This window comes from Azospirillaceae bacterium (genome assembly GCA_028283825.1).
In the GTDB taxonomy this organism is placed as follows: domain Bacteria; phylum Pseudomonadota; class Alphaproteobacteria; order Azospirillales; family Azospirillaceae; genus Nitrospirillum.
This window is the reverse complement of sequence record JAPWJW010000005.1, coordinates 455,549-474,954: the sequence shown is the minus strand read 5'-3', so window position 1 is coordinate 474,954 and position 19,406 is coordinate 455,549. Positions and strand designations below refer to the sequence as shown.

17 protein-coding genes are annotated in these 19,406 nt (G+C 68.0%); 9 read left to right on the top strand and 8 right to left on the bottom strand.

The window, feature by feature from the left end; all coding sequences use genetic code 11:
• Window positions 1-7 precede the first annotated feature (7 nt).
• The 8 genes from PW843_28715 to PW843_28680 form a co-directional block, all read right to left on the bottom strand.
• Complete coding sequence (locus tag PW843_28715) at window positions 8-2,122, bottom strand: alpha-L-fucosidase (protein MDE1150550.1); 2,115 nt, start codon at window positions 2,120-2,122, stop codon at window positions 8-10.
• 69 nt (window positions 2,123-2,191) lie between these two features.
• On the bottom strand, window positions 2,192-3,652 hold the full coding sequence (locus PW843_28710) for a peptidase S10 (GenBank protein MDE1150549.1): 1,461 nt from the start codon (window positions 3,650-3,652) through the stop codon (window positions 2,192-2,194).
• Window positions 3,653-3,783: 131 nt separating this feature from the next.
• The gene (locus PW843_28705; protein MDE1150548.1) at window positions 3,784-4,455 is read right to left on the bottom strand and encodes a DUF3313 domain-containing protein; all 672 of its coding nucleotides are present in this window, start codon (window positions 4,453-4,455) and stop codon (window positions 3,784-3,786) included.
• A 202-nt stretch (window positions 4,456-4,657) separates the two neighbouring features.
• Window positions 4,658-5,251, bottom strand: coding sequence for a TetR/AcrR family transcriptional regulator (locus PW843_28700; protein ID MDE1150547.1), 594 nt, complete (start codon window positions 5,249-5,251; stop codon window positions 4,658-4,660).
• A gap of 197 nt (window positions 5,252-5,448) precedes the next feature.
• Window positions 5,449-6,486 (bottom strand): amidohydrolase family protein, encoded by a 1,038-nt coding sequence (locus PW843_28695; GenBank protein ID MDE1150546.1) that lies wholly within the window; start codon window positions 6,484-6,486, stop codon window positions 5,449-5,451.
• Window positions 6,483-7,373: a DUF1932 domain-containing protein gene (locus PW843_28690; protein MDE1150545.1), complete on the bottom strand. Its 891-nt coding sequence runs from the start codon at window positions 7,371-7,373 to the stop codon at window positions 6,483-6,485. Before PW843_28690 ends, PW843_28695 begins: the two co-directional genes overlap by 4 nt.
• Window positions 7,370-8,458 (bottom strand): 4-oxalomesaconate tautomerase, encoded by a 1,089-nt coding sequence (locus PW843_28685; protein MDE1150544.1) that lies wholly within the window; start codon window positions 8,456-8,458, stop codon window positions 7,370-7,372. The genes PW843_28690 and PW843_28685 overlap by 4 nt, the downstream gene beginning before the upstream one ends.
• 3 nt (window positions 8,459-8,461) lie before the next feature.
• Window positions 8,462-9,148, bottom strand: coding sequence for a 4-carboxy-4-hydroxy-2-oxoadipate aldolase/oxaloacetate decarboxylase (locus tag PW843_28680; GenBank protein ID MDE1150543.1), 687 nt, complete (start codon window positions 9,146-9,148; stop codon window positions 8,462-8,464).
• 107 nt (window positions 9,149-9,255) lie between these two features.
• On the opposite strand from PW843_28680, the gene PW843_28675 reads away from it, so the two are divergent.
• The 9 genes from PW843_28675 to PW843_28635 all read left to right on the top strand — a co-directional run bounded on the left by PW843_28675 (window position 9,256) and on the right by PW843_28635 (window position 19,087).
• The gene (locus PW843_28675; protein MDE1150542.1) at window positions 9,256-10,476 is read left to right on the top strand and encodes a LysR family transcriptional regulator; all 1,221 of its coding nucleotides are present in this window, start codon (window positions 9,256-9,258) and stop codon (window positions 10,474-10,476) included.
• A gap of 155 nt (window positions 10,477-10,631) precedes the next feature.
• The gene (locus PW843_28670) at window positions 10,632-10,949 is read left to right on the top strand and encodes a 2Fe-2S iron-sulfur cluster-binding protein (GenBank protein MDE1150541.1); all 318 of its coding nucleotides are present in this window, start codon (window positions 10,632-10,634) and stop codon (window positions 10,947-10,949) included.
• Between the two features lie 223 nt (window positions 10,950-11,172).
• A complete protein-coding gene (locus PW843_28665; GenBank protein MDE1150540.1) occupies window positions 11,173-12,063 on the top strand; it encodes an amidohydrolase family protein in 891 nt (296 codons plus the stop codon).
• A 151-nt stretch (window positions 12,064-12,214) separates the two neighbouring features.
• Entirely contained in the window at window positions 12,215-13,930 is a 1,716-nt protein-coding gene (locus PW843_28660; GenBank protein ID MDE1150539.1) for a thiamine pyrophosphate-binding protein, read from the top strand.
• Between the two features lie 73 nt (window positions 13,931-14,003).
• Window positions 14,004-14,786: an alpha/beta hydrolase gene (locus PW843_28655; GenBank protein ID MDE1150538.1), complete on the top strand. Its 783-nt coding sequence runs from the start codon at window positions 14,004-14,006 to the stop codon at window positions 14,784-14,786.
• Window positions 14,783-16,225 carry an NAD-dependent succinate-semialdehyde dehydrogenase gene (locus PW843_28650; protein MDE1150537.1) on the top strand — a complete coding sequence of 481 codons (1,443 nt, stop codon included), beginning with the start codon at window positions 14,783-14,785 and terminating at the stop codon, window positions 16,223-16,225. The genes PW843_28655 and PW843_28650 overlap by 4 nt, the downstream gene beginning before the upstream one ends.
• Before the next feature lie 41 nt (window positions 16,226-16,266).
• Window positions 16,267-17,727, top strand: coding sequence for an aldehyde dehydrogenase family protein (locus tag PW843_28645; protein MDE1150536.1), 1,461 nt, complete (start codon window positions 16,267-16,269; stop codon window positions 17,725-17,727).
• 17 nt (window positions 17,728-17,744) lie between these two features.
• A complete protein-coding gene (locus tag PW843_28640; protein ID MDE1150535.1) occupies window positions 17,745-18,788 on the top strand; it encodes an Ldh family oxidoreductase in 1,044 nt (347 codons plus the stop codon).
• Entirely contained in the window at window positions 18,785-19,087 is a 303-nt protein-coding gene (locus PW843_28635) for an antibiotic biosynthesis monooxygenase (protein MDE1150534.1), read from the top strand. Before PW843_28640 ends, PW843_28635 begins: the two co-directional genes overlap by 4 nt.
• Window positions 19,088-19,406 lie beyond the last annotated feature (319 nt).

Below are 19,406 nucleotides of genomic sequence, written 5' to 3'. Positions count from 1 at the left end.
CGACGGCTCAGCGGGTGATGACACCCACCTCGGCAAAGGCCACCTGACCTTCACCGCCGGCCGCCCGGGTGATGACCAGCCGCAGGTAGCGGCCACTGGCCGACCGGTCGAACAGCACGCGTTGCAAGCCGGTGTTGGCGGCGATGTTGGAAAATTCCCCGGTCACCGGCTGGCCCCAATCCTTGCCATCGAGCCCCACCTGTACCGCGTAGCCCGCCGGCGCGCCGACACCGTCCGGCCGGTGCTGGGTCGGCAGCAGGGTGAAACCCTTCAGCGTGCGCGACATGCCCAGATCGATCACCACCTCCTGCGGCAAGGCACCGGCGGTGGTCCAGAGGGTGGCGCCGTCGTCATCAATCAGAACCTCCGCCCCCGGTGTGCTGGCGGACACCACCCGCCAGCCGGCCTTGGACACCTCCACCGGCCGGCCGGCGACGCTGCTGAGCGCGCCGGTGCGCGGCTGGCGGCACAGCGCCTTGATCACGCCCGCATCGGGGAAGGCGAACGGCCCGGCATAAAGGGGAGAGGATGCGGTGGGCGCACTGCCGTCCACGGTGTAGCGGATCTCCACCCCCGGCTCAGCACTGGACAGGGTGACCCGGCCCGCGCGGTCACGGGCGATGACGGGTTCGTCCAGCACCTCGGGCAAACGGAACAGGCCGACCTCCCGGATGGCGGGGCAGGCACTGGCATCCAGGATGCGCAGCCGCACGCGGGTGGTGGTCAGGGGGGCGGCCAGGCGCACCAGGCGCTGGCTGCCGATGGCCTGGTGCCGGGCGAATTCGACCCAGTCCTTCCGCGTCGCATCCCAAGTGTCCAAGGCGAAGGTGCCCACGCGCTGACCCAGGGGGATGTATTCGCGCAAGGAGACGACGTCGAAGGTACGCGCGCCGGGCAGATCCAGGATCAGGTGGGCCGCGCGCACCTCGTCCCTGGGCGCCCAATAGGTGTCGGCGCGCCCGTCCATCACCCTGTCGGGACCGAAGGCGGGCCCGCGCGCGTCGCTGGCCATCAGCCGGGCGCCCGCCGCCAGGTCATGGCCGAAGGTGGCATGCAGGATGTCGCCCAGGGCCCGCAGATTGGCGGCGTCATGGTCGGGAATGCGGCCGCGCCGGTCGGGCGGCAGGTTCAGGATCAGATTGGCGCCGCGGCCCACGGATTCGAAATAGAGGCGCAGCAGACGGGCGGTCGACTTGACATCGCCATCCTCGCGCTCGTGCCAGAACCAGCCGGGGCGGATGGACACGTCCACCTCCGCCGGGCGCCAGTTGGCGCCGCCGCGCACCCCGTTCTGGCCGATGGCCTGGGTATAAGGCGCATCGCCCACCGTGGCCCAGCACGGATCGCCGGCGTACCCTTCCTCATTACCCACCCAGCGGGCGTCCGACGCCCAGGGGCCGTGCGGATCCTCGCCCCATTCGCCGAAGATCACGGCCTGGGGCTGCAGGTCCCGCACCAGCTTCCAGGTGTTGGACCAGTCGTAGAAGGTCCGGGCATCGATGGTGCGCTTCTCCCGCGCGCCGCCGTAATAGCCGTCGCCGCCGTTGGCGCCGTCAAACCACACCTCGAACAGCGGGCCGTAGCCGGTCAGCAATTCGCGCAACTGGTTGCGGTAATAGGTCAGGTAGGTCGGCCGGCCATAGTCCGCGTGGTTGCGGTCCCAGGGGGAGAGATAGAGGCCAAAGGCAAGGCCCTGGCGGCGGCAGGCGTCCGACATCTCCCGCACGATATCGCCCTGGCCGCCCTTGTAGGGGCTGTTCCTGACGCTGTGGTCGGTATAGGCGCTGGGCCACAGGCAGAAGCCGTCATGATGCTTGGCCGTCAGGATCAGGCCACGCAGGCCCGCCGCCTTGGCCGTGGCCGCGATCTGGTCGGCATCGAAGTCGGACGGGTTGAACAGGGCCGGCGATTCATCGCCGTAGCCCCATTCCCGGTCGGTAAAGGTGTTGATGCTGAAATGCACGAAGGCGTAGGCCGCCAGCGCGTGCCAGTTCAGTTGCCGCGCCGACGGCACCGCCCCTTCCGGGGTCGGCGCCTGTGCCGCCCGGGCCCCCCGCCCCACCACGCTCAACACCGGCGTCACCGCCGCCAGGGTCAACAGGGAACGGCGGCGGAGCATCATGGCAGGCATCCTCAGGGCTTCTGTGGGCCCGACGATGATACCCGAGACGATAAAGGAAAGTTAATTAATTTAATTTGCAGTGACCACGCGCCGCACATCGTCCATGAAAGCCTTCAGGCTGGCCTCCACCGTATAGAACATGTGGCCGCCGGCGAAGTCCGCCGTCCGCACCCGGTCGCGCGGCAGGCCCGACTGCGACGCCAGGTAGTCCATGGCGCCGATGGTGGTCTGGGTGTCGAAATAGCCGTTGGCGACGTACAGCCGCATCTTCGGGTTCTTGTCCATCATCGCCTTCAACTGGCCGACATAGGGCCAGTCGAAGAAAGGCGTCTTGTTTTTCGCCCATTCCCAGCTTTCGAACGCGGCTTCCGCCGGGTTGGCCAGGGAATAGGTACCGGCGGCGGCAGGCACCTTCAGGAAGGATTGGAAATAACCCACCATCTCCGGCTCAAAGCGGGAGGCGTAGAGCGCCATGGGCTGTCCGGCCGGCACGGTGTAGCGGGCGTCGTAGCTGTCCAGCGTCTGGCCGGGGACCAGCAGGCGCAGGAAGTCGTTCTTGGTCAGCTTCAGCCGGCGCTTCAGGAACTCCGCGGCCGGCACGCCGGTGAAGTCCTGCAACTTGGCCGCCACCGCCGCCATGCGCTCTGGTGCGGCCGTATCGCCCTGGAACAGCACCGTGAGGTATTCGCCGGCGCCATAGGCCTGCGCCTCTTTCACAAAGCCCTCAAAGGTGCGCCCTTGGCGCGCCACCTTGTCATGGCTCCACGCCACCGCCGCCAGCGTGGGCAGCGAGACGGCGTAGCTGATGATGTTGTTGGGGCGCTGCGCGTATTCGATGATGTTCACCGCCTGGCCCAAAAGGAAGATGCCGGCCACCGGGTCGCCCGCCGCCTGCAACTGGTCCGCCGCCTCCACCGCCCGCATGGTGCCGTAGCTTTCGCCCACCAGATAGACGGGCGCCTCGGGGCGGCCGTGGATGCGGCGCCAGGCCAGGACCAACTGGGCCAGTTGGCGGGCGTCCGCGACGTTGGAGAACTGGGTTTCAGGTGCGACACCCGGCAGCGTGCGGCTGTAGCCGGTATTGGCGGGATCGAACACCACCACGTCGGCCACGTCCAGCGGGGTATAGACATTGTCCACCAGCCTGAAGGTGGACGGATCGGCATTGATGTCGTCCGGCACCGCCACGCGCTTGGGGCCAAAGGCGCCCATATGCAGCGGCGCGCTGGCGCCGATGGGGCCGCCGTTGAAGACGAACAGCACCGGCCGCCTGGCGTCCATGCCCCCTTTGGCGATGTAGGAGGTGGCGACCAGCCGCGCGTCCGGTTTGCCCGCCCCGTCGTTCACGTCGATGGCCTCCACCACCGACTGATAAGCCACCTTCCTGCCACCGAAGGTCCCGCTGTGATCCACCGTGACCGGGCCCGGCAAGGTGACGGGGCTCAGCACCGGCGCATCCTGGGCGAATGCGGGCGCCGCAATGCCCAAGGTGATGGCCAGAGCCAGCAAGGGAAGACGGGAGACGCGCATCGAAGGTCCTTCCGTAGCAAGTTCGGGACGGACTCTACCTTCGGCGCACCGGCATATTTTTTCTGGATGGTCTGGTTTCGACGGGCCCGCGGTCAAGTTATGCAGCGGGCCCACCAAATCCAAAGCCGCCCTTAAGTCTGCCCACCTAGTTGTTCCAGCAGGGAGTCCGCCCCCTTCTCTATGCCGGTCTTGGCGGCGCCCAAGGAACCGAAGCTGGCGCCGATGTTCATGGCGCCGGGATATTGCTTGGTGATGTAGGCGGACAGCAGTCGGGATGTCGCCGCATCATAGATCTCCACGGCGTACACGACGGAACCGCTGATCATCCCCTCCCCGCCCCGCACGGCCTGCACGCCGTTGTACAGGCCACCGGCGATGTCGAAGTGCGACAGCGGGCCCAGGACGGGCGTGGTGGCGGCGGCCCCGGTCAGGGTCAGCTTGACGCGCAGGGTCCCGGGCTCCAGCGCCCCGCTGATCTGGAAATGGGTCGCCAGCTTCTTGCGGAACTCCGCCTGCATATAGTCCGCCAGTTCGACCTTGTCCTTTTCGTCCATGTCGCCGAACTGACTGTCGGCGCCGTAATAGATGGCGACGGGATCGACGATCACCTTGGAATAGGCCCGCCAGTCCACCGGCGTGGAATAACGATAGGGGACGTGCCCGGTGTCATCCTTCGGATCCGGCCGCAGGTATGAGGCGGACGGCAGGTCGCGGTACGCCACCGGCTCCACACTGCCGCACCCCGCCAACAAGGCGCACGCCGCCAGCGCCGCCCAATAGGGCGGCTTGATCACCTTCAACATCTGGATACTCCATCAAGGGTCGGTTTCAGTGGGGTGTCACGGCAGCCGATCCCGGCGCCGGTTCATCCCCATCCGATGTCCGTACAGTGCCATCCTAAAAACAAACCGTCTAGTCGGTTTTTAAGAAGCCCGAGAAAAGCTGCCATGTCCGGTGCGCAATGACCGGCAAGGGCTCATCCAGGTAATCGGTCTTGGAAGGCGCCTAGGCCGCACCTTTGGCCGGGGACGTCCCCTTTCCCAAAGGCGCCCACTGCCGGCCGTCCATCAACCGGTCGAACAGGCGCCGCTGTTCCTCCGCCGGCAAAGGATTCATGCCGAACAGCGATGTCAGCGCCAGCCCCATGGACGCGGCCCAGCGCAGCACGGCCAGGTCGGGATCGGCAGCCTCCTCCCGAACGGCGTCGAGTTTGAGCGCGCTGGACTCACGACTGGGGGCCAGCAAGCCAGGATCCTCGGCCAGCGCCCCGATGATGGCGAAGGCGATGGGACTGTTGTTGGCGGCCACCTCACGGGAAACGGCGATCTGGGTCAGCAGACTGGCCTCAGGCTGATCCGGACCGAGTGTCTGGTGGAACGCCCGCCCAACCGCATCGAAATGGGACATCTGGTGTTCCACCAGGGCCTCAAGCACCGCCTGCTTGGTGCGGAACTGGTGCATCAGCCCGCCCTTGCTGATGCCGCTTTCCCGCGCGATGGCGTCCAGTGTCAGCCGCCCCGGCCCGTCGCGCGCAATGATCGCCAGCGCCGACTGGATGGCGGCGGCACGGGTGCGTTCCGAACGGGTGGCGTTGTCCATGTGTGTTCCCAAAAGCCCTGTTTCCCGCCAGCCGGCGGCCCTGTCGGGCGGCAGAGTAGCGGGATGGCAACAAACAATCCAGCCGGTCTGTTTTGGAACAAGCTCCACGGCATGAAGTGGGCGGCGCAACTGCTCCGCCGCCCACCGCCGTCCTTATTGCCACCGGGCAATGATCCTCCGGCGACAACCTCCCAAGGTCACAGGCCCCGGCTGTTCAGGAAGGCGCCCAGCCGGGGATAGACCCGCCGGGCGTTGCCTTCGTAGATGGCGTAGCGGTCCTCGGCCGACAGGCCCAGCGCGTCGATGTAGCGCTTGGTGTCGTCGAAGTGGAAACCCGTCTCGGGATCGATGCCGCGCACGGCACCGACCATTTCCGATCCGAATAGGATGTTCTTCAGCTCGATCACCTCGAACAGCAGGTCGATGCCGGGCTGGTGGTAGACGCAGGTGTCGAAGTAGACGTTCTTCATCACATGGTCGGCCAGCAAGGGCCTCTTCAGCATGTCGGCCAGGCCGCGATACCGGCCCCAGTGATAGGGCACCGCCCCGCCGCCGTGCGGGATGATCAGGCGCAGCCCGGGGAAGTCACGGAACAGGTCACCTTCGATGAACTGCATGAAGGCGGTGGTGTCGGCGCTGATGTAATAGGCGCCGGTGGCGTGGAAGGCATGGTTGCACGACCCCGACACGTGGATCATGGCCGGCACGTCCAGTTCCACCATCTTCTCAAAGAAGGGGTACCAGTATTTGTCGTACAGCGGCGGGGCGTTGAAGTGCCCCCCCGACGGATCCGGGTTCAGGTTGCAGCCGACGAAACCCATGGCGACACAGCGCTCAAGCTCCGCGATGGAGGACTTCAGGTCGGTGCCCGGCGACTGCGGCAGCTGGCAGACGCCGATGAAGTTTTCCGGGTACAGGTCGACCACGCGCTTGATCAGGTCGTTGCATTCCACCGTCCAGCGCATGGACACCCCGCCATCGCCCACATGGTGCGCCATGGCAGAGGCGCGCGGGCTGAAGATGGTCATGTCGGCACCACGGTCGCGCAGCAGCTTCAGTTGGTTGGTCTCGATGGTCTCGCGGATTTCATCGTCGCTGACTGTCACGCCCGCCGGGGCCGGCAGGGTCGGGTCCTTGAAATGGGCCAATTGCGTGTCACGGAAGCGATTCAACGCTGCGGGTGCGGTGGTGTAATGGCCGTGGCAATCGATGATCAGGGGCTTTTCTACGCTCATCCCGCATGCTCCTCGGGGTCGATATCGCGCCGGACGCTGTCCAGCATGGTGTGCAGGTCGGTATCGGATGCCGCGTGGCCGAAACCGGCGGCCCAGCGCTGGACGCCCACCGTGGCGCTGGCCATGCGCGGTTCCAGGCCGGCGGCGGCGACGGTGGCCGCCGCCTCTTCCATCTCTTCCGCCCGGCGCGCGCCATGCTGCAGGGCGCGCGACAGCATGTAGCGTGCATGCGCCGGCCAGTCGGGGTGGGGCAGCAGGTTGCCCAGGCTTTTCAAGATGGTGTCCTCCACCCCGTAATGGCGGGCGGCCAGGAAGGCCTCAGCCACCAGCGCCTCCATGCCCTTGATCAGGACGCTGCGGCACAGCTTGGTGGCCGCCGCCTGGCCGGGCACGGCACTGTAGAAGCGAGCGCCGGCGAAACCCAACACATGGGCCACCGGCTCGAAGGCTTGCGCGAACGGGCCGCCCAGCAGCATGGGTGAAGTGATGCCCTGCGGGTCGATGGGCGACATCACCGCCACCTCGACATACCGCCCGCCCACGGCGGCGATGGCGTCGGCCGCCACGATCTTTTGCGTGGGCGAAGCGGAGTTCAGGTCCATGAACCAGGCACCGGGCGCCAAGGTGGCGGCCACCTGCCCCGCTACCAGGCTGGTCTGCGCCGCCGTGACGGCGGAGATCACCAAATCAGCGCCATCCAGCGCCGCCGCCAGGGTGGCACAGGGGACGACGGGCAGACGGTCGGCGGCCAGGCGGCAGGGCGCCTGGGGATCGTCGAACAGCCGATCGTAGACCCTCACTTCGCGGGCCCCGCCACCGTTCAGGGCCGGCGCCAGGGCCTGGCCGACCTCGCCAAAGCCGATCAGGGCGATACGCGACACGGTCATGGCAGTAGCCCTCCTTGCGGCACGTAAACCTCGCCGGACATCAGCTTGCGCGCCGTGCGCAGCAGGGCGGAGCGCTGGATGCGGCGTTCCGCCCCCTCGTCCGCCACGTCCATGCAAACGGTGAAGAAACCGGTGGGGTGCTCGACCTCCAGATTGACGGTGCCCGACACCGTGGCGGACAGCAGGTCGCTGGCCACCGTGCCGTCCAGCACAGCGGCGGTGGCGACGCTGACGGCACCGAACACGCCGATGGCCTCATGCACCCGGTGGGGGATGAAGGTGCGGGTACACAAGGTGCCGCCGTCGCGCGCCGGCGCCACCAGGGAGATCTTGGGCACCGACTTGGGCCCCACGTCGCCCAGGTTCATCAGCGGGCCGGCGGCCAGGCGGATGCGTTCCACCAGCGCCACCAAGTCCCCATCGGCCTCAAGTTCTGCCGGGCTTTCGTACCCCGTCTTGCCCAAATCGGACGCCTTGACGACGATGACCGGCATGCCGTTGTCGATCAGGGTGACCGGCACGCCGTCGATGACGTCCAGCGGCCGGCCGGTGGGCAGCAGGGCGCCGCAGCTGGACCCGGCAACGTCCAGGAAATCGATGGGGATGGGGGCGGCGGTGCCGGGCACGCCATCGATGCGGGCGTCGCCCTCATACTCCACCACCCCGCCGGGGGTCTGGACATAGGCGACGGCGCTGCTGCTGGTGTTGACCAGATGGATGCGGACGCTGGTGACATCGCCCTGTGGCGCCATCAGGCCTTGCTCTATGGCGAAGGGACCGACGGCCGCCAGGATGTTGCCGCAGTTCTGCTGGTCAGTCACGATGGACTTGTCCGGGAAGATCTGCAGGAACAGGTAATCCACGTCCGTGTCCGGCCGGTTGGAGCGTCCGACCACCGCGACCTTGGAGGTCAGGGGATGGGCGCCGCCCATGCCGTCGATCTGGCGCGGGTCGGGCGACCCCAGCGCGCGCAGCAGGATCGCGTCGCGCGCGGTGGTGTCGGCCGGCAGGTCATCCGCCAGGAAGAACAGCCCCTTGGACGTGCCGCCGCGATAGACGCCGCACCGGATGGCTTTCAGCGGCATGGCTCACAAATCCTTCTGGTCGACATAGACCAGGCCCTTGGCGCGCAGGGTCTCGCGCATGTCATAGATGTCCAGGCCCAGCTCGCCGTTCTGGAACCGCAGGCGCCGCGCCTCCTCCGACGCGGCACGGGCGGCGGCCTTTTCCGCCACGGCGGCGGCCTGGTCGCGCGGCACGACGCAGACGCCGTCATCATCGGCGACGATGACATCGCCCGGGTGCACCAGCTGGTCGGCGCAGACCACCGCCATATTGACGTTGCCCAGGTTGGCGCGCACGCAGCCGCGGGCGTAGATGGCCTTGGACCAGGCGGGGAAACCCATGGCGGTCAGGGTCGCGACGTCGCGGATGCCGGCATTGATGATCAGCCCCTTCACCCCCCGCGCCTTCAGTGAGGTGGCCAGCAGGTCGCCGAAATAACCATCGATGCTGGGCGAGGTGGGGGAGACGACCAGCACGTCGCCCGGCTGGCATTGTTCCACCGCCACATGGATCATCCAGTTGTCGCCGGGCGGCAGTTCCACGGTGACGGCGGGGCCGGCGATGCAGGCGGGGCGGTAGATGGGGCGCAAGGCGGCGTCCATCAGGCCGGTGCGGCCCTGCGCCTCATGAATGGTGGCCACGCCATGACTTTCCAGGGCGGCGCAAACCTCGGCGGCGGGGCGTTTGATGTTGGTGACGACGACAGGCATGGGGGCTCTCCCTTTCGAACTTTGACCGAACCTTAGCCCCGGGGCGGCGGCGGGCGTTACGGCGATTGGCGCGCCACGCCATAGATCTGTGTTATAGGTTCATCGCCATGCTGAAGTTCCGCCTGCTCCACGCCGCCCTGGCCGTCCATCGTTCCGGCAGCGCCACCCGCGCCAGTGCCGAGGGTGGCGCCACCCAGCCGGCCCTGACCGCCGCCATCGCCTCGCTGGAGCGGACGGTGGGCGTGCCGCTGTTCCACCGATCCAGCCGCGGCATGCACGCCACCGACGCCGGCGCCCTGTTCTGCCAGCGGGTGGAGGTGGCCTTCGCCCACATCGACGGGGCGGAGGCGACGCTGCGCCGGCGCCGGGCCCACCCTGACCTGCCGCCCAACTTCCGCCGGCTGATCACCGAACGGCAGCTGGCGGCGCTGTCGGCCCTGCTGACGGCCGGCAGTTTCATGGCCGCCGCCCGGTCGCTGGGCGTGTCGCAACCCAACGTCCACCGCCTGGTGCGCGACCTGGAAACGGTGACGGGCCTCAGCCTGTGGCGCCAGGGGGCGGCGAGCGGTGAGGCCACGCCGGACGGCCGGCTGCTGGCCCGCGCCGGTGACGTCTGCCGCCGCGAGATCGGCCTGGCGGTGGACGCCGCGCGCGAGTTGGAGGGCCGGGTGGACGGCGCCCTGCTGATCGGCGCCCTGCCCCTGTCCCGTTCCGGCTGGGTGCCGGACGGCATCGTCGCCACGCTGGCGCGGTATCCGGAGGCCCAGGTGCGGGTGATCGACGGCCCCTATGCCGAACAGCTGCGAGCCCTGCTGCACGGCCAGGTGGACATCATCGTCGGCGCACTGCGCAGCCCGGCGCCAGTGGACGACATCGTGCAGGTGCCGGCCTTCCAGGACCCACTGGCCATCGCCGTGCGGCCGGGCCACCCCCTGCTGGGTCCCGGCGGCCGGCCCCGCCCCTTGCGTGACCTGCCGGCCGACCTGACCTGGGTGCTGGCAGGCAAGGGCGCCCCCGGGCGGGAAACATTCGAGCGCCACCTGGCCGCCCAGGGCTGCCCGCCGCCGGCGCGGGTGGTGGAATGCGGATCGCTGGTCGCCACCCGCGCCCTGCTGCTGGGCAGTGATTTCGTCGCCCCCATCTCCCCCCGGCAGATCAAGCTGGAACTGGATCTGGGCATCCTGGCCCTGCTGTGCGAGGCGCAGGCCGACACCTCACGCGCCATCGGCCTGACCTTGCGCAAAGGGTTCCGGCCCACCCGGCTGTACCAGGCACTGATCGATCAGTTGATGGCCGGGCCACCGCCCGGACCCGCGATAAAGTTATGATATAGGCGTCGCGGGGGCAGCCTGTCGGGCGACGATCAGCCTTTGAACATTAGGTTGCGCACGATCCGGCTTCCGCCCCGGCCGCCGCCGCGCCAGGATTACCCTGCCGGCCCCATAACCCAGGGTGCGCCGCACAATAATCGGGGGAACCATTCATGCCTGGACTGACGGTCATCCATCGCGACGGCAGCATGGGCACGGTCGAGGTGCCGGCCGGCACCACCGCGCTGGATGCCATCCGCCTGCGCGAACCGGATGACTTTTTCGGCCTGTGCGGCGGCGGCCTGTCGTGCGGCACCTGCCACGTCTATGTGGATGGGCGCCATTTCAAGGACTTGGCACCGCCGAGCCCGCAGGAGGACCGCCTGTTGGGCCTGTCCCAGCACCGCCAGCCGACCTCGCGCCTGTCCTGCCAGATACGGCTGACCGACGCGCTGGACGGCATTCGCGCCACGCTGGCGCCAGATGACTGAAGTTTTCGTTGTGCATCGCACAAAACCGGCAAATCGAAACGGCCGCTAAGCCGCTGTTTTTATAGGGCCGGCGCGCCTTCGATCTTCCCCGCGCCCCGGCGGCATTGTTCACTTATCAGCACCAATATTTCAACGAGAAGCCGCCTCGACCCCCTTGGCCCCCTCGACTACCAATGAACGGGAGCGATGTCACCACTGCCATAACAACGAAACGGATGAGACTATGCTGATCGCCGACTCCCAAGTTCATATCTGGAAAGACGAAACTCCGGATCGCCCGTGGATCCCCGGCGCGCGCGAACGCATGCTGCTGAACGGCCACCGCCTGGAACCCTTCACCTATGAAGAGTGCCTGGAGAACATGGACAAGGCCGGCGTCGATCGCGTTGTCATCGTCCCGCCGTCGTGGGAAGGCGACCGCATCGATTACGGCCTGGAGGCGTCGGAAAAGTACCCGGACCGTTTCGGCGTCATGGCCCGCGTGCCGCAGGACAAGCCGGAGGAAGCCAAGGCGATGATGCGGGACTGGGTTTCCATCCCCGGCATCAAGGGCACGCGCCTGACCTTCCACCGTCCCCAGGACCGCAACTGGATGATCGACGGCACCTGTGACTGGTACTGGCCCTTCGCGGAAGAACTGGGTTTCCCCACCATGGTGCACGCCCCCATCTGGAAGGCGGAACTGGGCGCCATCGCCGCCCGCCACCCGGGCCTGAAGATCATCATCGACCACATGGGCATCCTGGCGCGCTCCGTCGACGACGCCATCGGCTACTGGGTCGATGAGACGGCGGACCTGCATAAGCACCCGAACATCTCCGTCAAGGTGTCGGCGCTGCCGGGTTATTCCACCCATCCCTACCCCTACACCAACCTGAACCCCTACGTACTGAACCTGATCAAGAAGATGGGTCCGGAGCGCTGCTTCTGGGGCACCGACCTGACCCGCCTGATGGATGCCAAGCACCTGACCTACAAGCAGACGGTGGAGCATTTCACCCAGCATCTGGGCCTGACCCCGGACCAGTTGGAGTGGGTGATGGGCAAGGGCCTGTGCCAGACGCTGGACTGGGACATCGGCGACCAGGTCCCGCTTTCCGAACGCGCAGCGTAAGCAAAGGGATGGTGAGTTCCGCTCACCATCCCTTTGACGGCCGCGACGGCGGCCGCGCGCGCAAGCGCGTGAGCCAAGGCGGACGGAGGTCCGCCGCCCGGCGCCTGAGGGGCGGTGATCGGTTCCGATCACCGCAAACTGAAAAGGTCACATGATGGCAGAAGGACGCGTGTATCAGGATGGTGGTGAGGGGCTGCTGGAGGCATTCCGGGCCCTGAACCTCGACTACGTGATCTGCTCCCCGGGGTCCGAATGGGCCCCGGTGTGGGAGGCGGTGGCCCGCCAGCGCAAGGTGGGCGTCGCCGGGCCGGCCTATATCGACGTCTGGCATGAGACGCTGGCCGTCGATCTGGCCATTGGGTACACGCTGGTCACCGGCCGGATGCAGGCCGTCCTTCTCCATGCCGGGCCGGGGTTGTTGCAGGGCGCCTGCGGCATCCACGCGGCCAACCTGGCCGGCCTGCCCCTGCTGGTGCTGTCGTCGGACAGCAACAGTTATGGCGAGCGCAAAAGCGTGGACCCCGGCTCGCAATGGTATCGCAACCTCAGCGTCGTCGGCGGGCCGCACGGCCTGGTGGACAACATCGTCAAATGGTCGTCCCAGGTTCCGGGCGTCGAGACGCTGTATGAATTCGTGAAGCGGGCGGGCGAAATCGCGCAGCGCAGCCCGCAGGCGCCGGTCTACCTGAACGCCCCGGTGGAGGTGCTGCTGGAACCGTGGACGCCCTCGCCCCACCCCACCCCCGTGGCGCCGGCGGGCAAGCGGGTCAGCCCGGATGCGGAGATCGAGACCCTGGTGGCCCGCCTGCGGACGGCCAATGAGCCGGTCATCATGACGGAATCCGCCGGCCGCGATCCGGATGCCTTCCACGCCCTGGTGCGCTTCGCCGAGGCCTTCGGCATCCCGGTGATCGAGCCGCAGGCCAATGTCTGCGGCAACTTCCCCAAGACCCACCCGCTGTACCGGGGCAGTGAGATCGGGGCCCTGAAGGACACGGCCGACCTGGTGCTGCTGGTCAACTGCCGCGCCCCCTGGTACCCGCCGTCCAACCGGCCGCAAAACGCCACCACCGTGGTGATCGATGAGGTGCCGCAGCGGCCAGCCGCCGTGCACCAGGTGCTGTACGCCGACCAGTATTTGGAGGGCGACGTCGCCCACACCCTGGATCTGGCCGCCGCCTTCGGGCCCACGGACAAGGCGGCAGTGGTCGCCCGCGCCGAACGGCACGCCGCCTTCCATGTCGAGTTGCGCGCCCGCATCGCCAAGGCGGAGGAACAGGCGGCCAAGGCGGAGCGGCTGAGCGCCGTGCACGCCATCGCCAGCCTGCGAGACGCGGTGGCCAATGCTGTGGGCGACCAGGCCACCTACGTGGATGAGACCATCACCCACAGCCGGCTGATGCAGCAGCACCTGATCTGGGAAACGCCGCAGCGTTACTTCTACGTCCAGGGCGGCCTGGGCCAGGGCATCGGCGTGGCGCTGGGCGTGAAGATGGCCAAGCCCGACGATCTGGTCATCCTGACGGTGGGCGACGGGTCCTTCCTCTACAATCCCATCGTCCAGGGCCTGGCGCTGGCGCGGGATCAGAAGCTGCCGGTGCTGATCGTCATCCTGAACAACAAGCGCTATCTGTCGATGCAGCTGAACCACCTGCGCTTCTATCCGGACGGCGTGTCCAAGGCGGAGGGCGACTTCCCCGGCGTGGATCTGTCGAGCCAGCCGCCGCTGGAGGCCTTCGGCCAGCCTTTCGGCATGTACACCGCCGAGGCGACGACGCATGAGGCCCTGGCCGATGCGCTGCGCGACGGTATCGCCGCTGTCCGGGATGGCCGCACCGCCATCGTCAATGCGTACGTAGACAAGTAAGCTTTACCTTAAAAGAACAAACATGCCTGGCAAGAAAAACGGGTCTTGCTCGCCATAGGGGGAGGACAGCCGAATGGCTTACGCGAATTCCAAGGGCACCCAGATTTATTATGAGACGCATGGCGGCGGCCCGGCGATCCTGTTCGTGCACGGATCGGGCGGCCACCATGTCGCCTGGTACCGCCAGGTCGCCTACCTGTCGCAATGGTACAAGGTGGTGACGGTGGACCTGCGGGGTTTCGGCAATTCCGACCCCGTGGAGGGCGGCCCTGACAGCCTGGACTTCGTCGACGATATCGAGGCCGTGCTGGCCGCCGCCGACATCAACCGCTGCGCCATTCTGGGCCAGTCGATCGGCGCCGCCCCGGCCCTGCGCCTGGCCCTGCGCCGGCCGGATCTGGTGTCCGGCGTCATCCTGGCCCATTCCGTGGGTGGGATCAGCGACCCGGAACTGGCCACCCTGGTGAAGGCCAACCGGCATGAGGCGGAAAAGCTGCCGGTGATCGACCGCCTGCTGACCCCGCAGTTCCAATCCGGCCAGCCGGCGCTGAAGTTCCTGTTCCAGCAGATGGGCACCTTCAACCACGCCAAGATGCAGGACCTGCGCAACCTGCAGGCCCAGGGCCCGACGGCGGCGGAGGTGGCGGCGTCCGGCGTCGGCATCCACTTCCTGGCGGGGGAACGCGACGCCGTGCTGCGCCCCGACACGGTGCGCCAGGCGCACCGGCTGCTGCCCGCCTCCACCCTCACCATCGTGCCCAACGGCCCGCACTCGCTGTACTGGGAAATGCCGGACGTGTTCAACGCGGCCGTCCACCAGATCCTGAAGCAGGTCTATCCGGAGACGGCATCGTGACAAGCGCCCGCTATCCCCGCATCCAGCTGTACATCGACGGCGCCTGGACCGACGGCACCGCCGAGCGCTGGACCGATGTCATCAACCCGGCGACCGAAGAGGTCATCGGCCGCGTGCCGCATGCCAGCGTGGCCGACCTGGACCGCGCCCTGGCCGCCGCCCAGCGCGGCTTCGCCCTCTGGCGCGACACGCCGGTGGCGGAGCGCACCCGCATCCTGAAGACCGCCGCCCGCATCCTGCGCGAACGCTCGGCCGAAATCGGGCGCATCATGACCCTGGAACAGGGCAAGCTGGTGGCAGAAGCGACCGGCGAGGCGCAGCGCGTGGCCGGCACCCTGGAATGGGATACGGAGGAGGCGCGCCGTGCCTACGGCCGCATCATCCCGACGGAGCCCAATCTGCGCCTGTACGTGCAGCGCCAGCCCATCGGCCCGGTGGCGGCCTTCGTGCCGTGGAACTTCCCGGCCGGGTCGCCCATGCGCAAGATCGCGGCGGCGCTGGCGGCCGGCTGTTCCGTGGTACTGAAGTCGGCGGAGGAGACGCCGGGCACGGCGGTGGAACTGGTGCGCTGCTTCGCCGACGCGGGCCTGCCGGCGGGCGTCTTGAACCTGGTGTTCGGCGATCCGCCCGCCATCTCATCCCACCTGATCGCGTCGCCCATCATCCGGCTGGTCGCGTTCACCGGCTCCATCCCCGTGGGCAAGCTGCTGGCGGAACAGGCGGCGCGGCGGATGAAGCCGGCCATCATGGAACTGGGCGGCCACGCCCCGGTCGTCGTCTGCGCCGACGCCAACCCGGTGGCCGCCGCCAAGGCCTGTGCGGCCGGCAAATTCATCAACGCCGGCCAGGTCTGCACCTCCCCCAGCCGTTTCATCGTGCATGAAAGCATCCACGACCGCTTCGTGGACGCGTTTGTGGACGCGGCGCGCAGCCTGCCGGTGGGTGACGGCTTTGGCGAGGGCATCAAGATGGGCCCGCTGGCCAACGCCCGCCGCCTGGCCGCCGCCGAACAACTGGTGACCGACGCAAAAGAGCGCGGCGCCCGTGTGCGTTTTGGGGGCAACCGCATCGGCAATCGCGGCTTCTTCTTCGAGCCCACGGTGTTGGACCGGGTGCCGCTGGACGCCCGCATCATGGTGGAGGAACCGTTCGCCCCGGTGGCGCCGGTGGTGCCCTTCACCGACCTGGACACAGCATTGGACATCGCCAACGGCCTGCCCTTCGGCCTGGCCGCCTACGGCTTCACGGAAAGTGCCGCCACCGCCGCCACCCTGGCCGACCGGCTGGAGGCCGGCATCCTGTCGATCAACCACACCGGCGGATCGGTCAGCGAGGCGCCGTCGGGTGGCGTCAAGGAAAGCGGCTATGGCCGCGAAGGCGGTGCGGAGGCCCTGGACGCCTACCTCGTGACCAAGCGGGTTTCGCACAAGCTGCGCTGAGGCGCGGTCGCGAAAACCGACTTACTGGAAAGGGTATTGCTATGAATACCGAAGCGCCCCTCGTCGGGCGGCACTTCATCGCGGGCGCGTGGCATGACGGCGCCGGGCAGGTTCCGGATATCAATCCGTCCGACACGCGGGAAACGGTCGGCCTGTTCCCGGCCGGCACCGCCGATCTGGTGGCAGAGGCGGCACGGGCCGCGCAAGCCGCCCAGCCGGCCTGGGCCGCCACCTCCCCCCAAATCCGCCACGACGTGCTGCAACGCATCGGTGCCGCGCTGAACGACCGCCGGGAAGAGATCGGCCGCGTGCTGGCGCGGGAGGAAGGCAAGACCCTGGCCGAGGGCATCGCCGAGACGGTGCGCGCCTCGCAGGTCTTCACCTTCTTCGCCGGCGAATGCCTGCGCACGCCGGGGGAACACCTGGCCTCATTGCGCCCGGGCGTGGAGGTGGAGATCACGCGGGAGGCCGTGGGCGTGGCGGGCGTTATCGCCCCCTGGAACTTCCCCATCGCCATCCCGGCATGGAAAGTGGCACCGGCCCTGGCCTACGGCAACGCCGTGGTGTTCAAGCCGGCGGAGGTGGTGCCGGCCACCAGCCTGCTGCTGACCCGGATCATCGCCGACAGCGGCCTGCCGGCCGGCGTGTTCAACACGGTGTTCGGCGCCGGTCGCGTCATCGGCGAGGCCATGGTGGCCAGCTCCGACATCAACGCCATCAGTTTCACCGGCTCCGTCGCCACCGGCCGGCACATCGCCAAGGGCTGTGTGACCGCCAACCCGATGAAAAAGGTGCTGACGGAACTGGGCGGCAAGAACCCGCTGGTGGTGCTGGACGACGCCGACCTGGACGTGGCGGTGGAGGTGGCGGTCAACGGCGCCTTCTTCTCCACCGGGCAGCGCTGCACCGCCTCCTCCCGCCTGATCGTCACCCGGGGGATCCATGACCACTTCGTGGAGCGGGTGGTGGCGCGCATGGCCCAGCTGAAGGTCGGCAACGCCCTGGATCCGGCGACCCACATCGGCCCGGTGGTCGATGCCAAGCAGCTGGAGCAGGATTTGCGCTACGTGGCGCTGGGGCGGGAGGAAGGGGCGGAACTGGTCACCGGCGGCCAGCGGCTGGAGTTGGCCGAGCCCGGCTTCTACCTCAGCCCGGCCCTGTTCACCGGCGTGCGCAACAGCATGCGCATCGCCCAGGAAGAGATTTTCGGGCCCGTGGCCGCCGTGATCCAGGTGGCCGACTATGAAGAGGCGCTGGCCACCGCCAACGACACCGAATTCGGCCTGTCGTCCGGCATCTGCACCACCAGCCTGAAGTACGCCTCACACTTCAAGCGCGCCAGCAAGGCCGGGATGGTCATGGTCAACCTGCCCACCGCAGGCGTCGATTACCACGCCCCCTTCGGCGGCCGCCGCAACTCCAGCTACGGCGCGCGTGAGCAGGGCCGTTACGCGGTGGAGTTCTACACCACGGTCAAGACCGCCTACACCCTTCCAGGTTAATCGGGAGTCCACGGAACATGTCGGACCAGAACAAGACCATCCCCGCCGCCGACCTTAAGACCTTCGTCGCCGGTCTTTTCAAAGCCAAGGGCCTGGATGCGGAGTGGTCGGCGATCATCGCCGACGCCCTGGTGTGGGCGGAACTGCGCGGCGTGGAATCCCACGGCCTGGGGCGCGTGCCGCGCTATCTGGAGCTGTTGGACTCAGGGGAGGCCAACGCCCGTGCCGATCTGCGCATCGAACAGCCGCGCGCCGCCACCGCCATCGTGCACGCCGACGGCGCACCCGGCCCCGTCGCCATGACCCTGGGCATGCGCCGCGCCATCGACATCGCGAAGGAGGCCGGCGTGGGCTGGGTGTCGGTGCGTGGCACGGTGCACACCGGCGCCGTCGGCCACTATGCCGACCAGGCGGCCCAGGCCGGCCTGATCGGCATCGCCATCGTCGCCGGCATGCCCAACATGGGCTACACCGGCGTCAAGGGGGCGGCCGTCGCCACCAGCCCGTTGGCCATCGCGGTACCTTCGTCCGACCACGGCACCGTGCTGCTGGACATGGCGACCGCCACCATCGCCCTGGGCCGCATCGCCCAGCACCTGCAAAAGGGCATCCCCCTGCCCGAGGGGGCGGCGACCACCAAGGAGGGCGAGCCCACCACCGATCCGGCCGTGGCCGCCATCCCCACCCCCATGGCCGGCGCCAAGGGATCGGGCATGTCGCTGATGTTCGAGTTCCTGACCAGCGTACTGACCGACAACGCCATCGTGGCGCCCTTCCATGAGAAGGCGCCGGGCGGGCGCAAGCACCGCCAGAACGCGTCGCTGATCGCCGTGGACATCGCGGCGTTCCGGGAGCCGGCGGGCTATCGCGCCGCCATCGATGCCGCCATCCTGGCCATCAAGGGCCTGCCCCGCGCGGATGAGGGCACGGAGATCCTGGTACCGGGTGAGCGCGGCGGCCGCACCCTGAAGGCACGGTCGGCCAGCGGCCTGACCGTGCGGCCCAAGCTGTGGGCCCAGCTGGAAAAGGCGGCGGCCGACAATGGCGTGGCCCTGCCATGATCCTGGAAATCGCCCGTTTCGACATCAAGGCCGGGCAGGAAGATGCCTTCCTGACCGCCGCCACCGGGGCGGTGGCGACGGTGTTCAGGGACGCCGCCGGCTGCCGCAGCCTGCGGCTGGAACGCTGTATCGAACAGCCGTCGCGTTTCTACCTGCTGATCGAGTGGAACACGCTGGAAAACCACACCGTGGACTTCAAGGCATCCGGCCGCTGGGCCACCTGGCGCGCCCTGGTCGGCGACTTCTTCGACGGCACACCGGAGGTCCGGCACACACAGCTGGCCGCCCGTGGCTTTTGAAGATGCGGGGCCACAGGAGCGGCCCCGCTTTTCGCGTCTTTCTTGGCACGTCCCATACTGCCCCCGCCCTTCCCGGCGGGGGCTTTTTTATCGGGCCGCCGGTGGGCCGGCGATGCCGCTTGACAGTGCCACCGCCATCACTCATTCCAATTATATCGCAATCGCTTACGGCCCATGACCACGGGCCGCCGGCACATAAAAAAAGCGATAGGGGGATGAGCGCGCCAGGCCCGAAAAAGGGCCCGCCCAATGCTGATCACACGCGAACGACAACCGGAAGCGGGCTGATACCCGTCTCTCAAGCGGCAGGATGGCGATG

Bases quoted from the DNA above. Each gene is read 5' to 3' on its own strand.
- PW843_28715 (MDE1150550.1), bottom strand. From the start codon at position 2,122: ATGATGCTCCGCCGCCGTTCCCTGTTGACCCTGGCGGCGGTGACGCCG.
- PW843_28710 (MDE1150549.1), bottom strand. From the start codon at position 3,652: ATGCGCGTCTCCCGTCTTCCCTTGCTGGCTCTGGCCATCACCTTGGGC.
- PW843_28705 (MDE1150548.1), bottom strand. From the start codon at position 4,455: ATGTTGAAGGTGATCAAGCCGCCCTATTGGGCGGCGCTGGCGGCGTGC.
- PW843_28700 (MDE1150547.1), bottom strand. From the start codon at position 5,251: ATGGACAACGCCACCCGTTCGGAACGCACCCGTGCCGCCGCCATCCAG.
- PW843_28695 (MDE1150546.1), bottom strand. From the start codon at position 6,486: ATGAGCGTAGAAAAGCCCCTGATCATCGATTGCCACGGCCATTACACC.
- PW843_28690 (MDE1150545.1), bottom strand. From the start codon at position 7,373: ATGACCGTGTCGCGTATCGCCCTGATCGGCTTTGGCGAGGTCGGCCAG.
- PW843_28685 (MDE1150544.1), bottom strand. From the start codon at position 8,458: ATGCCGCTGAAAGCCATCCGGTGCGGCGTCTATCGCGGCGGCACGTCC.
- PW843_28680 (MDE1150543.1), bottom strand. From the start codon at position 9,148: ATGCCTGTCGTCGTCACCAACATCAAACGCCCCGCCGCCGAGGTTTGC.
- PW843_28675 (MDE1150542.1), top strand. From the start codon at position 9,256: ATGCTGAAGTTCCGCCTGCTCCACGCCGCCCTGGCCGTCCATCGTTCC.
- PW843_28670 (MDE1150541.1), top strand. From the start codon at position 10,632: ATGCCTGGACTGACGGTCATCCATCGCGACGGCAGCATGGGCACGGTC.
- PW843_28665 (MDE1150540.1), top strand. From the start codon at position 11,173: ATGCTGATCGCCGACTCCCAAGTTCATATCTGGAAAGACGAAACTCCG.
- PW843_28660 (MDE1150539.1), top strand. From the start codon at position 12,215: ATGATGGCAGAAGGACGCGTGTATCAGGATGGTGGTGAGGGGCTGCTG.
- PW843_28655 (MDE1150538.1), top strand. From the start codon at position 14,004: ATGGCTTACGCGAATTCCAAGGGCACCCAGATTTATTATGAGACGCAT.
- PW843_28645 (MDE1150536.1), top strand. From the start codon at position 16,267: ATGAATACCGAAGCGCCCCTCGTCGGGCGGCACTTCATCGCGGGCGCG.
- PW843_28640 (MDE1150535.1), top strand. From the start codon at position 17,745: ATGTCGGACCAGAACAAGACCATCCCCGCCGCCGACCTTAAGACCTTC.
- PW843_28635 (MDE1150534.1), top strand. From the start codon at position 18,785: ATGATCCTGGAAATCGCCCGTTTCGACATCAAGGCCGGGCAGGAAGAT.